The organism is Haloprofundus sp. MHR1 (genome assembly GCF_005155585.1).
In the GTDB taxonomy this organism is placed as follows: Archaea; Halobacteriota; Halobacteria; order Halobacteriales; family Haloferacaceae; genus Haloprofundus; species Haloprofundus halophilus.
In genome coordinates, this window is record NZ_CP039833.1 from 3,015,660 (window position 1) to 3,030,309 (window position 14,650).

The 14,650-nt window shown below is 66.3% G+C and carries 20 protein-coding genes and 1 tRNA gene; 3 read left to right on the forward strand and 18 right to left on the reverse strand.

Annotation, left to right across the window (positions count from 1 at the left end):
- Window positions 1-65: 65 nt before the first annotated feature.
- A complete protein-coding gene (locus FCF25_RS15235) occupies window positions 66-668 on the forward strand; it encodes an acyltransferase (protein WP_137049297.1) in 603 nt (200 codons plus the stop codon).
- On the opposite strand, the gene FCF25_RS15240 is transcribed toward FCF25_RS15235, so the two are convergent.
- From FCF25_RS15240 to FCF25_RS15250, 3 genes are all read right to left on the reverse strand, one after another.
- Complete coding sequence (locus FCF25_RS15240; protein WP_394347889.1) at window positions 659-1,447, reverse strand: mechanosensitive ion channel domain-containing protein; 789 nt, start codon at window positions 1,445-1,447, stop codon at window positions 659-661. The genes FCF25_RS15235 and FCF25_RS15240 overlap by 10 nt on opposite strands.
- Window positions 1,440-2,249: a diadenylate cyclase DacZ gene (dacZ, locus tag FCF25_RS15245; RefSeq protein WP_117591009.1), complete on the reverse strand. Its 810-nt coding sequence runs from the start codon at window positions 2,247-2,249 to the stop codon at window positions 1,440-1,442. Before dacZ ends, FCF25_RS15240 begins: the two co-directional genes overlap by 8 nt.
- 486 nt (window positions 2,250-2,735) lie before the next feature.
- Window positions 2,736-2,819, reverse strand: a tRNA-Leu gene (locus tag FCF25_RS15250).
- A gap of 94 nt (window positions 2,820-2,913) precedes the next feature.
- Here FCF25_RS15250 and FCF25_RS15255 point away from each other — a divergent pair.
- On the forward strand, window positions 2,914-3,222 hold the full coding sequence (locus tag FCF25_RS15255; RefSeq protein ID WP_117591008.1) for a transcription initiation factor IIB family protein: 309 nt from the start codon (window positions 2,914-2,916) through the stop codon (window positions 3,220-3,222).
- Window positions 3,223-3,227: 5 nt separating this feature from the next.
- On the opposite strand, the gene FCF25_RS15260 is transcribed toward FCF25_RS15255, so the two are convergent.
- The 10 genes from FCF25_RS15260 to paaA form a co-directional block, all read right to left on the reverse strand.
- The gene (locus tag FCF25_RS15260; protein ID WP_117591007.1) at window positions 3,228-3,722 is read right to left on the reverse strand and encodes a phosphopantetheine adenylyltransferase; all 495 of its coding nucleotides are present in this window, start codon (window positions 3,720-3,722) and stop codon (window positions 3,228-3,230) included.
- A gap of 51 nt (window positions 3,723-3,773) precedes the next feature.
- Entirely contained in the window at window positions 3,774-4,307 is a 534-nt protein-coding gene (locus FCF25_RS15265) for a TrmB family transcriptional regulator (protein WP_137049299.1), read from the reverse strand.
- A gap of 75 nt (window positions 4,308-4,382) precedes the next feature.
- Window positions 4,383-5,459, reverse strand: a complete 1,077-nt coding sequence (locus FCF25_RS15270) for a glutamate--cysteine ligase (RefSeq protein WP_137049300.1) — start codon at window positions 5,457-5,459, stop codon at window positions 4,383-4,385.
- A 107-nt stretch (window positions 5,460-5,566) separates the two neighbouring features.
- Window positions 5,567-6,205 (reverse strand): fibrillarin-like rRNA/tRNA 2'-O-methyltransferase, encoded by a 639-nt coding sequence (locus FCF25_RS15275; protein WP_137049301.1) that lies wholly within the window; start codon window positions 6,203-6,205, stop codon window positions 5,567-5,569.
- Complete coding sequence (locus tag FCF25_RS15280; protein WP_137049302.1) at window positions 6,202-7,044, reverse strand: NOP5/NOP56 family protein; 843 nt, start codon at window positions 7,042-7,044, stop codon at window positions 6,202-6,204. Before FCF25_RS15280 ends, FCF25_RS15275 begins: the two co-directional genes overlap by 4 nt.
- Before the next feature lie 46 nt (window positions 7,045-7,090).
- The gene (paaE, locus tag FCF25_RS15755; RefSeq protein WP_168191272.1) at window positions 7,091-7,255 is read right to left on the reverse strand and encodes a 1,2-phenylacetyl-CoA epoxidase subunit PaaE; all 165 of its coding nucleotides are present in this window, start codon (window positions 7,253-7,255) and stop codon (window positions 7,091-7,093) included.
- The gene (paaD, locus tag FCF25_RS15285) at window positions 7,255-7,689 is read right to left on the reverse strand and encodes a 1,2-phenylacetyl-CoA epoxidase subunit PaaD (RefSeq protein WP_137049303.1); all 435 of its coding nucleotides are present in this window, start codon (window positions 7,687-7,689) and stop codon (window positions 7,255-7,257) included. Before paaD ends, paaE begins: the two co-directional genes overlap by 1 nt.
- On the reverse strand, window positions 7,686-8,441 hold the full coding sequence (paaC, locus tag FCF25_RS15290; RefSeq protein ID WP_394347890.1) for a 1,2-phenylacetyl-CoA epoxidase subunit PaaC: 756 nt from the start codon (window positions 8,439-8,441) through the stop codon (window positions 7,686-7,688). Before paaC ends, paaD begins: the two co-directional genes overlap by 4 nt.
- A gap of 74 nt (window positions 8,442-8,515) precedes the next feature.
- Window positions 8,516-8,842 carry a 1,2-phenylacetyl-CoA epoxidase subunit PaaB gene (paaB, locus tag FCF25_RS15295; protein ID WP_137049305.1) on the reverse strand — a complete coding sequence of 109 codons (327 nt, stop codon included), beginning with the start codon at window positions 8,840-8,842 and terminating at the stop codon, window positions 8,516-8,518.
- 1 nt (window position 8,843) lies between these two features.
- On the reverse strand, window positions 8,844-9,788 hold the full coding sequence (gene paaA / locus FCF25_RS15300; protein ID WP_117590999.1) for a 1,2-phenylacetyl-CoA epoxidase subunit PaaA: 945 nt from the start codon (window positions 9,786-9,788) through the stop codon (window positions 8,844-8,846).
- 85 nt (window positions 9,789-9,873) lie between these two features.
- Here paaA and FCF25_RS15305 point away from each other — a divergent pair, with 85 nt between their 5' ends.
- Window positions 9,874-10,515, forward strand: coding sequence for a helix-turn-helix domain-containing protein (locus tag FCF25_RS15305; protein ID WP_117590998.1), 642 nt, complete (start codon window positions 9,874-9,876; stop codon window positions 10,513-10,515).
- A gap of 118 nt (window positions 10,516-10,633) precedes the next feature.
- On the opposite strand, the gene FCF25_RS15310 is transcribed toward FCF25_RS15305, so the two are convergent.
- The 5 genes from FCF25_RS15310 to FCF25_RS15330 all read right to left on the reverse strand — a co-directional run bounded on the left by FCF25_RS15310 (window position 10,634) and on the right by FCF25_RS15330 (window position 14,508).
- Entirely contained in the window at window positions 10,634-11,779 is a 1,146-nt protein-coding gene (locus FCF25_RS15310; RefSeq protein WP_254425867.1) for a YihY/virulence factor BrkB family protein, read from the reverse strand.
- A 132-nt stretch (window positions 11,780-11,911) separates the two neighbouring features.
- On the reverse strand, window positions 11,912-12,697 hold the full coding sequence (locus FCF25_RS15760; protein WP_168191273.1) for a hypothetical protein: 786 nt from the start codon (window positions 12,695-12,697) through the stop codon (window positions 11,912-11,914).
- The gene (locus tag FCF25_RS15320; protein ID WP_137049306.1) at window positions 12,694-13,371 is read right to left on the reverse strand and encodes a hypothetical protein; all 678 of its coding nucleotides are present in this window, start codon (window positions 13,369-13,371) and stop codon (window positions 12,694-12,696) included. Before FCF25_RS15320 ends, FCF25_RS15760 begins: the two co-directional genes overlap by 4 nt.
- Window positions 13,364-13,612 carry a hypothetical protein gene (locus FCF25_RS15325; RefSeq protein WP_117590995.1) on the reverse strand — a complete coding sequence of 83 codons (249 nt, stop codon included), beginning with the start codon at window positions 13,610-13,612 and terminating at the stop codon, window positions 13,364-13,366. The genes FCF25_RS15320 and FCF25_RS15325 overlap by 8 nt, the downstream gene beginning before the upstream one ends.
- Window positions 13,609-14,508, reverse strand: coding sequence for a hypothetical protein (locus FCF25_RS15330; RefSeq protein ID WP_137049307.1), 900 nt, complete (start codon window positions 14,506-14,508; stop codon window positions 13,609-13,611). Before FCF25_RS15330 ends, FCF25_RS15325 begins: the two co-directional genes overlap by 4 nt.
- Window positions 14,509-14,650: the final 142 nt, after the last annotated feature.

Here is a 14,650-nt window from a genome sequence, read left to right on the forward strand (position 1 = left end):
GCGGCGGAGGGCCGAGCGCTCTCCCGTCCCACCGCTTTATTAGCCGTCGACCGAAAGCACGCGGCGTGACAGACGAAGGAACACGGTACGACCGGCTCACGAGACATCCGACTCCGGGTCCCCGAAACTCGTTGCAGTCGTGGCCGAGCGCCCGGTCGCCGCTCGTCGTCGCCCGGAACTACGCCGTTATCGTCGCCGCCCGCGTCTCGCCGAGCCTCCGGCTGAAGAACTGGCTGCTCCGCCGCATCGGCGTCACCGTCGGCGAGGGCGTCTCGTGGGGGTTAGAGTCGACGCCGGACGTGTTCTGGCCGGACCTCGTAACCGTCGAGGACCACGCGATAATCGGGTACGACGCGACGCTCCTGTGTCACGAATTTCTCCAAGACGAGTACCGGACCGGCGAAATCGTCGTCGGCGAACGGGCCATGGTCGGTGCGGGTGCGGTCGTCCTCCCCGGAGTCCACGTCGGCGCGGGCGCACAGGTCGCGGCGAACTCGCTCGTCGTCGAGGACGTTCCTCCTGGTACGACGGTCGCCGGCGTCCCTGCCGAAGTCGTCTCACGCAGCGCCGCCGAGGGCGGTTTGGAGCGCGACGGAGCGGGCGACAGCGGCAGGAAGAACAGCGAAGAGAACGGCGGGGACAGCGTCGACGACGCGGCTCAGTCGTAGACGCGGACGATACCTTCGTCGAAGACGGTGCGGTTGGGGATGATGTACTCGCGGTTGTCGGTTTCGACGCGCGTGACGAGCATATCGACTTCTTGGACGATGCCGGACTGCTCGCCGAGTCGGACCTCGTCGCCGATAGTGTACGGCTGGTTCAACAGCAGGTAGATACCCGCTGCCGCCGACGAGAGCATGTCCTTGAAGGCGAGCGACGTGAAGACGACGAGCGCGAACGCGTACGCGCCGAGAAGGACGACGAGTGCGAGCGTGTTGATGTTCACCTGGCTGAGCGCGACGAGGATGGCGAGATAGAACACGCTGTACTTCGCCAGCGTCGGGATGAGACCGATCTCCGGGAGTTTGACGCCGCGGAGGCGCTCGGCGACGAGCAGGTCGACTTTGTCGCCGATGAGGATGCCGCCGATGAGGATGAGCAACGCGACGAACAGCCGCGGGAGGAACGCGACGAGGCGCGTCCAGAAGGTGTCGGTGTAGCCGACGTCGGCGACGGTGAGCGCGACGACGATGGTGAGACCGATGAGAAAGTACGTGCTGAGTTGGGCGACGATGGCGATGGTAGAGGTGCCGAGACCCTGCGCGAGGCGCTCGAAGCCGGTTCCCTCGATGACGCCGGCCAACCCCGCTCGTTCGAGCAGTCGGCGGTTGACCGCGCCGACGATGATGCTCAGCATGACACCGAGGGCGAGGACGCCGAGGGAGAGCCAGATGCGCGGCGGCACCGCGTCGTAGAGCTGTCCCAGCTGCGCCTGCATCTCAGTAATCCTCCGGGTCGAGTTCGAGTATCAACCGTCCGCCCTTGAACGCTCGGACGAGACCGTCCGACTCCGAGAGCACGATGGCCGTCGCGTTCGTGTCGCGGGTTATCGCGCCACCGGCCATGTGGCGCGCACCGAGTCCCTTCGGGATGTCGACGCCCTCCGCGCCGGGTTCGAGATAGCGGTACGCCGAGACGATCTTCCCCGAGTCGGAGATGACGAACGCGCCGTCGAGCCGCGAGAACTCCTTGAGCATCACGTTGACGATGGGGTCGCCGACGTGGACGTGGCTCTTCTCGAAGGGGTTGTAGCTCAGCGGCCGCGACTTGTTCATCACTTTCCCGGCGTCGCCGACGACGAACAGCGCGCCGACGGGACTGCCTTTCTGTCCCTTCTTCCCGAGTTCGATGGCGACCTCGAACACGTCGCGGATGACGCTCGGGTCCGCACGGGAGTTGGTGAACAGGTCGTACATCCCCGAGTGCATCTTCTCGTCGGCGCGGACCCGAAGCAGGGTGTCGGTGTCGTCGCCGAACGTCCCGATGGCACAGGCGATGGCGTCGCCGGCGTCGACGAGGTCCTCGTCCATCGCGCCCTCGATGCCGAATCGAACGCGGTCGCGGACGTTCTCGAACTCCAAGGGGAGTTCGACGAACTGGTCGGCACCGACGTTGTTCTGCGGTGCGACGACTACGAGACCCGTCTCGACGCTCTCGAACCGTTCGTAGAACGAACTGCTCGGGGAGAACAGAAACAGTCCGTCCACGTCGGCGACGAGGTCGTTCAAGAAGTCAGCCAGCATTGACATTGACCGATACCTCTCAAGGAGTGCCTATAGAAGTTGTGGCGCGTGCCTAACGCCGTTTGGCGATTCGTGACATCATACATCACGAAATAAGAGTGTTTGATTTTTTGTGGTGAGCGAATCGAACACTGGGCCGATTGTCGAAAGCGCAGTAATGGCACACGAGAGACAGTATTTGGTGCGGAGTTGAGGAGAACCAAGGCGGGCGTGGACGAACTGAAGTAGGGTGAACTAGCTTACCTCTGTCACCGTCACAGAGGGTGCGTAACGGAAGCTGAGAGGTGGGCGACATCTCGTTGTCGTCGGCGAGCGAGCGGTTCGGAGAACCCGAGCGAAGCCGTTCACCGAGCGCCGGAGGCGGCCCGCAGCGCAAAAGGTCGTAATCCGTGGGACCGGATTTGAACCGCGAGGACTTCGCTTCGCTCGTCCTCTGGGCTCAAATCCGCTCTGAACGATTTTCACGACTCTCCCTGCGGTCGAGTCGGAAAATGCGTGGGACCGGATTTGAACCGGCGGACTCCTACGAGACAGCGTCCTAAGCGCTGCGCCGTTTCCTGGCTTGGCTACCCACGCGCACCCTCCACTACTGGAAAGTGCAGTAAGTAGCTGTCGTTCCCGAGCATCCTCACGCGGTCAGTTTATAGCCGCCGAGAGAGAACGGGAGGGCATGTACCGCGCACGGGACCGCGTCGACAACGAGGAGTGGCTCACCCAACTCGAACGGGCGGCCGACAGCCTCGAACTCGGCTCGGAGTCGCGGTCGAACGCGACTGACCTGTTTCTCACTCACGTCCCCGACGAGGACCGTTCGAAGCCCGCGACGGCCGCCGCCAGCCTCTACGCCGGCGCGCTCATCGCTGGCGAGGAACGCTCGCAGACCGCCGTCGCCGACGCGATGGACGTGACTCGACTCTCGATACAGAAACGCTGGAAGAACATCTTGGAGGACGCCGGATTCCGCCCGCCGTCGTGGTGAGCTAACTACTCCGGCGGCGTCTTACCGCGGCCCTCGCGCTCGGGCGTGAGGTTGCCGTGGCGGTCGATTTCGCCCGAGACGATGCGCGTCGAGGAGATGCGCTCGCCGTCCTCGGCGGCCACGTGGCCGACGACTTCGATTTCGAGCGGGTCGAGGCCTCGTTCTTCGCGGATTTCGTTGACCTTCTCGCCGCCGCGTTCGGTCTCGGGGGAGACGATGAGAACGTCGAAACCGGGTTCGGTGGCGATACCGGTCGGCTCCGACAGCTCCCGGACCTCGAACTCGCGGTCGTACTCGGCGGCCATCGGTTCGAGTTCGGCGACCAGGTCCCGCTTTCGGTCCTCGAACGAGCGGACGTAGCGTTCGACGTGTCGGGTTTTCGGGGCGAGCTCGTCGGAGGTGAGTCCGACGGTGAGGTCGCCGATCTCGAACGCGCGCTCGAACAGGGCGCGGTGGCCGTCGTGAACCGGGTCGAACGTGCCACCGAGCGCGACGTGCATAATCTGCGTGTCGGCGCCTGCTCACTTAAAAAGGTCGGCTTCGTCGGACTGTTAGTCGTCGACGGCGTCGTCTGCGTTCTCGTCTGCGTCGTCGTCGACGGTGATGGTGACCGGGGTCGACTCGGGAGGCTCTTCGCCGTCGGCGCGGAGTCTCGAATCGAGGTTGAACACGGTGTTCAACTCCGACTGCACCTGTCCGGCGACGCCCCGAACCAGATCGCTCGGCGGGATGGCCTCGTACTCGTAGGGGTTGTTGCCCGCGCCGGAGCTCTCGCGTTTCTGTCTCGTCACTCGTTGTTCGTCGTGGAGTTCCGCAAGCGCCTCCCGAACGGTGCTCGGGTACAGTCCCGTCCCCCCGGCGACCTCGTCGCTCGTGCTCTCTGGGTGTTGACGGAGGTAGACGTAGATGCGCGCTCGCGTCTCGGTGTCGAGCACCCAGGCCAACAAGTCGACGACGCTCTGGTCGAACTCGGTAGCGGCACGGCCCGAGCCGTCGCCGAGTCGCGCCCGAGTCGTCGGCTGTTCGTCCTCCTCAGCCGTTCGCTCGTCGGTGCGTGCGTCTTCGGGGGTCTCCTCGGCAGACATATGTTTCGGGTCGAAGGTCGGAACTACAGTCAGAAAAGGCGTTTGGCCGCTCCGGTCGGAGCGGGAACGGCCGACTCAGATGAGCAACGACGCACAGAGCGCGTCCATGCCTCCCTCGTCGAGGATGCGCCGCTGCCGGGTCGCACCGCTCTCGTCGTCGAGCACCGAACGCAGTCCGGAGACGCCGAGTCTGTCGCAGGCGCGGTCGACGGCCGTCCCGAGGTCGACGACCGACTCGGTGTCCGTGTCGACGAACGAGGCGTCGTGGCCGTGTCGCATCGCTCGCCACTTGTTCTCGTCGAGGAGTTCGCGGCGGATGTCGGTCCCCGACTCGCCGTCCTCGAACCGTTCCGCGAGGTCGACGACGAGCGCGTGGACGAACTCGGCGAACGCCAGCACCACGTCTGGGTCGCGCTGGGCGTCTGGCGTCCGGACTTCGACGGTTCCGTGGCCGGTGTGCGGGCGGACGTCGTGCCAGAGTTCGCCTCTGTCGTTTATCGACCCCGTCTCGACCATCCGGCGCTCGAAGCGCGCGTACGACTCGAAATCCGAGAATCGGGTGGGCATCCCCGTGTTCGGCAGCCCCTCGAAGATCTTCGCCCGCGCCGAGGCGAGACCCGTGTCGAAGCCGTCCCAGAACGGCGAGTTCGCCGACAGCGCCAGCAAGATCGGGAGATACCAGCGGAGCTCGTTCGCGACCCAGACGGCCTTGTCGGCGTCGTCGACGCCCACGTGGACGTGCAGTCCCGCGGTCGTGTTTCGGTGCTGCGGGTACTGGATGCGGTCGAGTTGCGCGCGGTAGCGCGGTTTCTGCGCGTGGTCGAGTTCGCGCCACTTCGCCGCCGGGTGGAGACCCGCGGCGGCGACGCCGAAACCGTGCGTCTCGGCGTGGCCCGCGAGCGCTTGCCGGACCGAGTGGAGCGCATCGCTCGCCGCCGAGGGTCGTTCGATGAGCGGCGTCTGCGTCTCGATGGTGAACTGGAACAGTTCGTGGTCGATTCGGTCTTCGAGCAGTTCGGGCGGGTCGTCGTCGTACACCAACTCGTCGATACCCGACGTGGGACGCCCGGCGTCGTCGACGATGAAAAACTCCTCTTCGATGCCGAGGGTTCCCATCCGGTCGAACGCCTCGCGCGTGCCCAACTCCTCCATTGCCCGCCTTTCGGAACCTCGAAGTAAATAGTTCGTGAAGTCGGCCGCACACACCGGGTGTGCGGGCGATTCGTCCAGCCGCCGGGGGCGCGCTCGGCGTATCCGCGTTACCGCGGTCGGGCGACGACGCCGAGGTGGTCGCTGTGGAAGCGGTCGAGACGCTTCGTCTCCAGTAGCTCGTAGGCGTCGTCGAGTCGGGAGACGACGCCCTCGAACACGTCGTCCGGGTCGCTCGTCACGTCCTCGCTCCGAGCTTTGACCGCCATGAGCAGTCTCCCGTCGTCGGCGAGGAACCGGCGATTGCGGACCGCGACGTCGGCCTGCCCGCGCGTCGCCACGTCCTGCACGAGCACGTCGAGGTCCGACTCGACGACGTGCGCGTACGTCTCGGGCTTTCGAGCGTCTTTCAGCAGCGGAAACAGATTGTCTCGGTCTTCGGCGACGCCGACGAGGTCGCGGACCGTCCGGGGGGCGAACTCGACGGCGTACGTCGGACCGGCGAAGTCGGCGACGTGGCTCACTGTCGTGCCCGACGCCGCGCCGAGATAGAGAACGGTTTCGCCGCCCGCGAGGTTCGTCTCCACGCCGAGTTCGAGCATCGCGCCGAGCTTCGAACGCCCGGCGTCCCAGAGCCGCCAGCCGTCGGCGGTCGGTTCGCCGTACACCGTCTCGCCCCGCGTGGCGAGGCGCTCGCGACCGTCGAACGTCCGGCGCTCGACGCCCTCGGGGAGTTTCGGGTCGCTCATTCGTCGCCCTCCTCGGCTCGGGCGCGAATCGCCTCGATTCGCTCGCGGAGTTCGTCGTGAATCTCCGGCCGCATATCGCCGCTGTAGTGGTCGATGCGCGCCGCGATGACGAGTTTACCCGCGAGCGCGCGGGCGGCCGACCCGCGGTCCTGCGGTCGGGTTCCCCTGATTGCTTCGTGGACGTAGATGACGCCGTGTTTCGGCGACGGCGCACGCCCGGCGAGGTGGGCGAACAGCGCGTCCTCCGCGCCGAGAACCTGCACCGTCCCGCTGGGTTTCTTCGCCAGCGAGTCGAGTCCGCCCGCCAGCGAAACGAGTCGGGCGGTGAGAACCGGTCCGGCCATCTCGGCCATGTTCGGCGCGACTTCCGGGGCGCGGCGCTCGACGTACTCCCGGAGCGCGTCGCGTTCGTCGGCCAGTTCGGCGACGCGCCCGGCCAGCGAAACGACGCGCTCCTCCGTGAGGTCCTGCGGCTCTCGCTCGGCGAGTTCGCGGGCGTAGTCGACGCCGGTACTGCTCTCCTCGAAGAGGCTCCCGGCCCACTCGCCGAGGCGCTCGGCGAGTTCGTTCGCGGTCCGTTCGGCGTCGTCCATCGCGCGGACCGCGTGCATCAGTTGCTTGTCGTCGGCCCGTTCGGCTTCCGCGGCGGCGGTTCGGGCGGCCTCGATGCTCGCTGCGCGGAGCCTCTCGTAGTACTCGTCCTCGTCGGCGGCGAACCCCGACTCGACGGCGGCGGCGGGCCAGTCGGCGGGCGCGTCGGCGCTCCCCTCGCGGATGCGCGACACCGCCGTCTCGGTGTCGTCGGAGTCGACGTCGACGAACCACGCGTCTTCGGTCATGGTCGGAGGTGGACGCGCCGGGGGTTAAAAGGGGACGACTCCGGCGTCAGCCGAACTGCTCGAACGGCTGCTCGCACTCCTCGCAGTAGTGCATCGACCGGCAGAGGCCCGGTCCCTTCGGGTGGTCGCGTACCGTGTTCGTCGACTCGCAGTAGGGGCACTCGACGCCGGTTTCGGGGCCGTCGCCGCGGGTGCTCGGGTCGAAGCGCATCAGACGCTCAACCCGAACTCCCGCAGGTCCCTCTTTCCGTCTTCGGTCACCATCTCGACGTTCCACGGCGGCGAGTATCGAAGCGTCACCTCGGCGTCGGCGACGCCCGCGGCGAGCGCGGCGCAGCGCACGTCGTTGAGAATCATGTCGCGCGCCGGACAGCCGGTGTAGGTCAGCGTCATCTCGACGCGCGCGACGTCGTCGACGACCTCGACGCCGTAGATGAGCCCCAAATCGACGATGCTGACGGGCATCTCGGGGTCCTCGACCTCGTACAGCGCGTCCCACACCTTCCGTTCGGTGCCGGTCGCTCCCTCCCCGGTTTTGGGGTACTCGTCGTGTTCCTCGCCGGATGAGTAGTCGGTGTAGGCGCACGCCTCCGACTCGAACTCCGAATCTTCGAACTCTCCGCCGTCGAACTCGTCGGTGCTCACGCGCCCTCACCTCTGAGCGTGGTCGGCCTCTCGAAGTCGAGTTGGCGGTACGTCGCGGTGAACTCCTCGTAGAGGTCGAACCAGTCGTCGGTGTGGTCGCCGTCGCGGCCGGTCGTCTCCGGCCGCGCCACCTCGTCCGGTTCGGGCACGTCGAGTCCCAGCGATTCGAGGTACGGCACGACGATGTCGAGCCACTCCGTGCGGAGGTCTGCGAGCGTCTCGGTTCGCAGGCCGAGGTCGACGATGTCGTCCTCGTGAGGACCGGCGGCGAACAGTGTCAGCGCGTGAGGGAAGAGGCGGTCAAGTGCGGTCTGGACGCGGGCGCGACTCTCCTCGCTCCCCTCGTCGGCGAGGCGGTCCAACCAGTTCTGGGCGTGCTCGCGGTGGTACGACTCCTCGGCGAGCACTTTCTCGACACGGTCGCAGAGCGGCGCGTACGACGAGTCGACGACGGCCTCCATGCGCAGCTGCTCGGCGGTGTCGTAGAGATAGGTTCGAAGCATCGTGTCCGCCCAGTTGCCGGGTTCAGTTTCGAGTTCGACGAGCGTCGCGTGGGTCCACTCCTCGGGCGGGCGCTCCCAGATGAGTTCTTGCTCTTCGTATCCCAAATCCTGAAGCAGGTCGTACCAGAGGCGGGCGTGGCCGTACTCGTCCTGGGCGACGTTGGCGAGCGCGAGGTCGGATTCGAGCGTCGGCGCGAATATCTGCCACTCGATGTAGCGCTCGGCGGCGACGTACTCGTCGTCGGCCATCCGGAAGAGGAGCGCTTCGAGCGCCGTTCGTTCGCTGTCGCCGAGGTCGTCGGGGCCGGCGAATCGGGGGGTGCTCACGACTGCGCCTCCTTGCGCTTTTCGGCAGCTTCGCGCTGTTCGTCCTCACTCTCTTCGACCTCGGCGGCGAAACTGGCGTCGACGTCGTTGTACGTCATCGCCCAGCGGTACGCCTTGTCGGTCGTGCCGCCGAACTTCGCCTCGTCGACGTCGACCTCGCCGATTTCGTCGCGCGGGACGACCCAGAGGCTGTTGGTCTGCATGCGGCGGCCGTGCTGAATCTGCGCGAACATCAGCGCCATGTCGCGGTCCGGCGCGTGGACGTTGCCGCAGTGCTGGTGGTACTTCCCGGGTTTCTCCTGTCTGAACACTTCCCAGATCATTTTAATCAGCTGCCTGCGGGGTCGTGCCCGCCGATTCGTTCTCCCAGCTGTCCATCGCCTCGCGCACCCACGACACCGCCTCGTGGCGCTGGCGACGCGACCCGATCTGTTCGTAACTGCCCTCGTAGTCGTTCTTGGCGATGGTCCAGAACTCGTCCCAGTCGAGGTCCTCTTCGACGACGGTGTACTTGCCAGTCTCCTCGTCGTACTCGATTCTGGGTTCGTCAGGTATCTTGAGGCCGTACTTCTCGGCCTTCGGGATGTAGGCGTTCAGGAACGCCTGGCGGAGTTCGGAGTTCGAGACGGTCTTCAGTCCGACCTGCTGGGCGAAGTCGTTGTGCGTGCTCTCGCTGTTCATCGGCCCGAAGAACTGCAGGATGCGCGGCCACCACGTGTCGAACACCTCCTGAGTACGCTCCTGGTTCGCCTTCGAAGAGCGCATGAGTTCGCGGAGGATGTCCTCGCCGTGCTTGACGTGGAACCCTTCCTCGAAGCACACCTTGTCCATGGCGTGCGCGTACGGCTCCCACGAGGTGCTCTTGAGCGTCGCCTGCCGACGCATCGCGCCGCCGTCGACGAAGAAGTCGATCATCGGCGCCTCGTACCACGAGTTCACCGGGTAGTGAAAGCAGTTGAGGAACTTCCCGTCGCCGCGTTCGAGTTCGTCGAGCATCTCCTCGCGCGTCTTCACGCCGAGCGTCTCGGCGGCGCGGTAGAGCAACTGCGCGTGTCCGATCTCGTCCTGCGTCTTCGCCGTGCACGCGAGTTTCCGGTCCAGACTCGGGGCCATGCGCGTGAACGCCTTGTCGAGGTAGCCGCCCATCACCTCGGAGTTGGCGTGGAACTGAATCATCCGCGTCGCCGCCTTCCGATACTCCTCCGGCATGTCGTCCTTCGGGCTGAACTGCCTGGGTCCGGCCCGTTCTTTGACGGTGTCGAGGTCCATGGTCGTTCGTTACAGATTGTCCGGCTTACGCGTTCACCCGGCTATAGGCGGCATTTATATGTCCCCGCCGCACGATAAGCGGTCGATGCGCGAGGAGTGTCTGGTCGTGGAGTTCCGCGTGACCGGCGACGACTGCCCGTTGGCGGCGGCGTCGCGGGCGGCGAACGCGACCATCGAGTGCGAACCGCCGCAGTTGCGCGGCGACGGCAACGTCCTCCTCCGGTTCGGTTCGCCGACGAGCGACGAACTCGCGGCGACGCTCGACGGCGACGAACGGCTGCGCTACCTCCACCGCGCGACCGCCGAGGAGCGAGACACGTACCGGTGTCTCTCGAAGCATCCCTGCATCGTCCACGAACTGACCGACGCGGGGTTCGTCGCGGAGGCGCTGACCTATCGCGACGGCGAGGAGCGGTTCACCGGCGCAGTCGTCGGTTACGACGTGCTCCAAGGGGTCTTGGCTGCCGCCGGAGAGGCCGTCGGCGTGACGCTCGAACGCGTCTACCCGCTCGGTCCGCAGGCCGATTCGGCCGCCGCGCGGTGGGACGTGACGCCCGCACAGGAGGCGGCGCTCCGGGCGGCGCTGGAGATGGGCTACTTCTCGGTACCGAAGGCGGCGACGGCGACCGAAGTCGCGGAGGAGTTGGGAATCAGCAAGTCGGCGTTTCTCGAACGCCTCCGGCGCGGGCAGACGGGATTGTTGGGACAGATTCTCGGCCAGCGATAGTCGGTCGGAGTTGACTGGTCGAATCCGGTCGGTCGGAGTCGACTGGTCGAATCCGGTCGGTCAGAGTCAACTGGTCGAATCCGGTCGGTCGGAGCCGACTGGTCGAGCCCGGTCGGGGTCAGTCGTCTCCGGTCGTCGACGACCGGTCCGGCGACTCCGTGTCGGCGGTCGCCGTCGCCTCAGAGTAGACACGGGCGTCGGTCTCGTCGATCTCCCACCGAAGTCGCACCTCGTAACGTTGTCCGTCGTCCTCCTCGACCGCTCGCTCTTCGACTTCGAGCGTCCCGGTCTCCGGCATCCGTGGGCGGCCGCGCGTCCCGTCGGTCGTCGTCGGTTCCATCCCCTCGTACCGCCGCGCGACGTCCTCACGGAGTCGCCGCAGATAGCTCGCCGCTTGGTCGCGGTTCAGGCGGTCTTCGCGCAGCGGGCCGCGATTCGCCGCTTGCTCGGCGGCACCGCGACCGACGCCGCCCGACGCGCCGGTCGCGTAGCCACCGACGACGGCGTTGACGACCGCGCCGAGCAGGAGGACGAGGCCGCCGAAGTAGAGCCAGGTCACGAGGAGGATGACGCCGCCGAGCACGCCGTACGCCTCGGATTTGTCCGAGAAGGCGATGTAGAACTGGAACGCGCCCTGGAGGAGCGCCCACCCGACCGCCGCCGTCAACACGCCGGGGAGGATACCGCGGACCGAGAGGTCGGTGTCGGGGAACACGTAGTACAGCGGGAGGAACGCGATGCTCAGTCCGAGAACCAACACGAGCGGGTTGAGGAGGCCGAGCCAGGGTAGCGACTCGAAGGCGGCGAAGGCGGTGCTGGCGGCGACCATCGCCGTGATGCCGACGAGGAGCGCGACGAAGACGACGAGTCCGTCGCGGAGTTGGTCGACGAACTCGTTGCTGTCTTCGGTCTCGTAAATCTCCGAGAAGGCGGTGTCGAGACCGCGGAATATCTTCAGCGTCCCCCACAGCAGCACGACGATACCGACGATGGAGAGTCCGGTCCCCTCGCTCGCGCTGTCGAGGGCGTTCGAGACCAAGTTACCCGTCGCGGGAGTCAGCGACGACGCGACCAGGCCCGAAACCCGCCCTTCGAGTTGCTCGGACCCCAGAAGCGACACGAGAAGCACGACGAGGAGCAACAGGGGAATCAACGAGACGAACGCGTTGTACGCGAGGCTGCCGGCCATGAACGCGACGTTCTTCGAGCTGAACTCTTCGAGAACGGCTCTGCCGACCGCGATGGGGGAGCGTCGAGTACTCACATCGTCCGGTCAACGCCGCGGCGGAAAGCGTTTCGCCGACGTCGGTCGTCGACGTCGGCCGGACAGTCGAGGGACGAAACGTCGTCTCGAGTGAGAGGTCGCGGGCGGTCGCGGGCGTCCGATCGGGGCCGTTCACCGCTTCGGCACGGTCGAGTGACGGGCGACGCCGTTCATGTCGTGACGCGACTTCGGCACGGTCGAATGCATCGTCGCGCGCCCCCGCGAACCGCGGTCCTCGCCGTCGTCGCCGACGTCGAGGAGACCGTCGTCGTCTTCTTCGTCCTCGACGTCGGCTTCCGCCTCCTCGTCCGTCTGCTCCTCGTCGTCCGCCTGCATCTGTTCGACGCTGGCTCGGAGCGAGTCGGCCGCCTCGTCGAGTTGCGACTGTAACAACGCCGTAAGTAGCGAGTCGTCGCTCTCCGACTCGGGTTCTTCGCTCGCTTCGGTTTCGGCCTCGCCGGCTTCGACCGCTTCGGACTCCGCTCCGTCGGTCACTTCGGCCTCGGCATCGGCCTCGTCCTCGTCAGCTACCTCGCTTTCGTCGGCTGCCTCGCTCTCGGCGGTCCGTTCGGCCTCGTCCGCCTCCGCGGTGAGTTCGGAGAGTCGTTCGCGGAGTTCGCCCATCGTCTCCTCGTCCTCCAGGCCCTCGGTCTTCGACAGTGCGAGAATCGTCTTGAGGTCGAGCACCGATTCCTCGCCGCCGACGGCGAGGGCGTTCGGAATCGTCTCCACGTGGTCGCCGTCGTCGTCCGTGAGACCGACGGCTTTGATGAGGTCTTCGGTCGTCGTCTCGTCGACGAACGCCGACGTCTCTTCGGCGAGTTCGCGGAGTCTGTCGTCGCTCTCCTCGTCGGACGCCGAGAGTTCCTGTCTCACCCCGTCGAGGAGACGGTCGACGGTCTCGGCGGCGTCGGTCATTCGTCTTCGTCACCCCCGTCGTCGGACTCCTCGGCCGACTCGGTCTCCTTATCGAACTGCTCGACGAGGTCGTCGACGAGTTCCTCGCGGCTCTGGTTCGCCTTTATCTCCGCGTCCTTCGCCATCGACTGCAGTTCGCGGTAGGAGACGGTTTCGAGCAGTTCCCGGTACGTCTCCCGGCGAACGTCGCTGAGGTTGTCCGGAACGGCGTCCGACGCGCGTGATTCCGCCTCGTCAGCGGCATCTTCGGCCGTCTCCTCGGCGCTCTCGGCGGCGTCAGTCGCCTCCTCTTCCGCGCTCTCGGCTGTCTCTTTAGCCGACTCCGAGGCATCCTCGGCCGCCTGTTCTATCTCACTCGGTTCGGAGACCGCGTCGCGCAGTGCGCTGGCGCTCTCCTCGACCGCCTCGCGGCTTCCGAGCGAGTTCAGGATGGCCTCTTCGAGCCGCTCCTTTACGTCCGCGAGAATCTCGAACGGTCTCTTTCCCGCTTCGACGCCCTCCCGGACCGTCTCGTCGACCGTGTGGCCGAACCGCTTGCCGAGTTCGCGGCCCAATCGACCGCCGAGCTTTCGGCCGATGCTCTCGCCGACTTCGCGGCCGTCTATCTGGTCTTCGACTTCGTCGGCGACGACGCTCTGCAGCGACGACGAGGAGGACGAATCGCTGTCACTCATCGTCGTTCCCTCCGACGAACCGACCGAGCGCGCCCTCGACGACCTGCTCGCCGAGGAGTGCGCCGAGCGCAGAGCCCACGAGCGCGCCGAGGACCTCGCCGCCTCGGCCGCCGAGTCGCTCGCCGAGACCGTCCTCGTCCTGAATTCCGTCCCACTTCGTGTCGGCCAGCAGGTCGTCGTAGTCGAGGTTCGTCAACAACTCGGTCACGTCGAGTCGGCCGAGAAGCGACGACTCGCTCACGATTCGCCGTCCTCCTCGTCGTCGGACGAGTCGCTCTCTTCGTCTCCGTTCTCGCTCTCACCGTCGCTCTCCTCGCCGTCGCTTTCTTCGCTGTCGCCCTCGTCCTCGTCAGCCTCGCTGTCCTCCTCGTCGGTGTCGCCGAACAGCTGGTTCACCACGCCGACGATGAGCTGGACCGCAATTTCCTGCAACGGGAGCTCCTTCGCGGCGGATTTGAGCGTGCTCTTCGTGGTGTCCGCCGCGGACGAGAGGCGGCCGCCTTCGCCGTCTTCGCCCTCTTCGCCCTCGCCGCCGAGCGACGGCAGAAGGTCGCCGAGTTCCGGCAGCTCCGGGACGCCCGGGAGTTTGTCGGCGATGTTGCCGAGTCCGTCGTCGAGCAGTCCGGCGACGACCGCCAGGAGGTTGCCGACGAGGTTCCCGTCGCCCTCTCGGGCGGAGAGGTCGAGGACCACGTCGTCGAGGTCGACCTGAAGCCCGAGGAGGTCGAGGTGAAGCCCTTCGAGGTCCAAGAACAGGACGCCCGTCTCGTCCTCGCCTCGCATCGCCTCCTGTCGCTCGTCGGAGGCGTCCTTCTTCTCCTCGGCCGTCTCCGACGGGAACTCCTCTTCGTCTCCCTCGTCGGCCTCGGACTCCCCGTCCGCCGACTCTTCGGATTCCTGTTCCTCCCCGTCCGCCGACTCTTCGGACTCGTCTTCGTCTGCCGATTCGTCTTCGTCTGCGGACTCCTCGGACTCCTCCGACTGTTCGCTCTCCTCGGCGGATTCGGACGTGTCCGACTCGTCGTCCTCCTCTGCGTCTTCCGCCTCGGCCGACTGCCCTCCGTCCGGCAGTACTCTGCGTTCGACACCGTCTACCGCTACCCGTCCAACTCGATGGGATGACCGTTCCGGATCCATTGCTTTGTGAGGAGTCAACGGCTCCGCTGAAGGTGATTCGGCTTGCCATAGCAAGCCACCCCGGTGACGAGGCGAAACCAGCCTGACGCGGCCACTATCCGCTCGGCGAGAGAGTCGTCCAAACCACATGCTCGAAGCGAAA

Bases quoted from the DNA above. Each gene is read 5' to 3' on its own strand.
- paaB (WP_137049305.1), bottom strand. From the start codon at position 8,842: ATGATCTGGGAAGTGTTCAGACAGGAGAAACCCGGGAAGTACCACCAG.
- paaE (WP_168191272.1), bottom strand. From the start codon at position 7,255: ATGCGCTTCGACCCGAGCACCCGCGGCGACGGCCCCGAAACCGGCGTC.
- dacZ (WP_117591009.1), bottom strand. From the start codon at position 2,249: ATGTCAATGCTGGCTGACTTCTTGAACGACCTCGTCGCCGACGTGGAC.
- FCF25_RS15320 (WP_137049306.1), bottom strand. From the start codon at position 13,371: ATGAGTGACAGCGATTCGTCCTCCTCGTCGTCGCTGCAGAGCGTCGTC.
- FCF25_RS15265 (WP_137049299.1), bottom strand. From the start codon at position 4,307: ATGTCTGCCGAGGAGACCCCCGAAGACGCACGCACCGACGAGCGAACG.
- FCF25_RS15275 (WP_137049301.1), bottom strand. From the start codon at position 6,205: ATGAGCGACCCGAAACTCCCCGAGGGCGTCGAGCGCCGGACGTTCGAC.
- FCF25_RS15760 (WP_168191273.1), bottom strand. From the start codon at position 12,697: ATGACCGACGCCGCCGAGACCGTCGACCGTCTCCTCGACGGGGTGAGA.
- paaA (WP_117590999.1), bottom strand. From the start codon at position 9,788: ATGGACCTCGACACCGTCAAAGAACGGGCCGGACCCAGGCAGTTCAGC.
- FCF25_RS15330 (WP_137049307.1), bottom strand. From the start codon at position 14,508: ATGGATCCGGAACGGTCATCCCATCGAGTTGGACGGGTAGCGGTAGAC.
- FCF25_RS15260 (WP_117591007.1), bottom strand. From the start codon at position 3,722: ATGCACGTCGCGCTCGGTGGCACGTTCGACCCGGTTCACGACGGCCAC.
- FCF25_RS15255 (WP_117591008.1), top strand. From the start codon at position 2,914: ATGTACCGCGCACGGGACCGCGTCGACAACGAGGAGTGGCTCACCCAA.
- FCF25_RS15305 (WP_117590998.1), top strand. From the start codon at position 9,874: ATGCGCGAGGAGTGTCTGGTCGTGGAGTTCCGCGTGACCGGCGACGAC.
- paaC (WP_394347890.1), bottom strand. From the start codon at position 8,441: ATGGCCGACGACGAGTACGTCGCCGCCGAGCGCTACATCGAGTGGCAG.
- FCF25_RS15280 (WP_137049302.1), bottom strand. From the start codon at position 7,044: ATGACCGAAGACGCGTGGTTCGTCGACGTCGACTCCGACGACACCGAG.
- FCF25_RS15270 (WP_137049300.1), bottom strand. From the start codon at position 5,459: ATGGAGGAGTTGGGCACGCGCGAGGCGTTCGACCGGATGGGAACCCTC.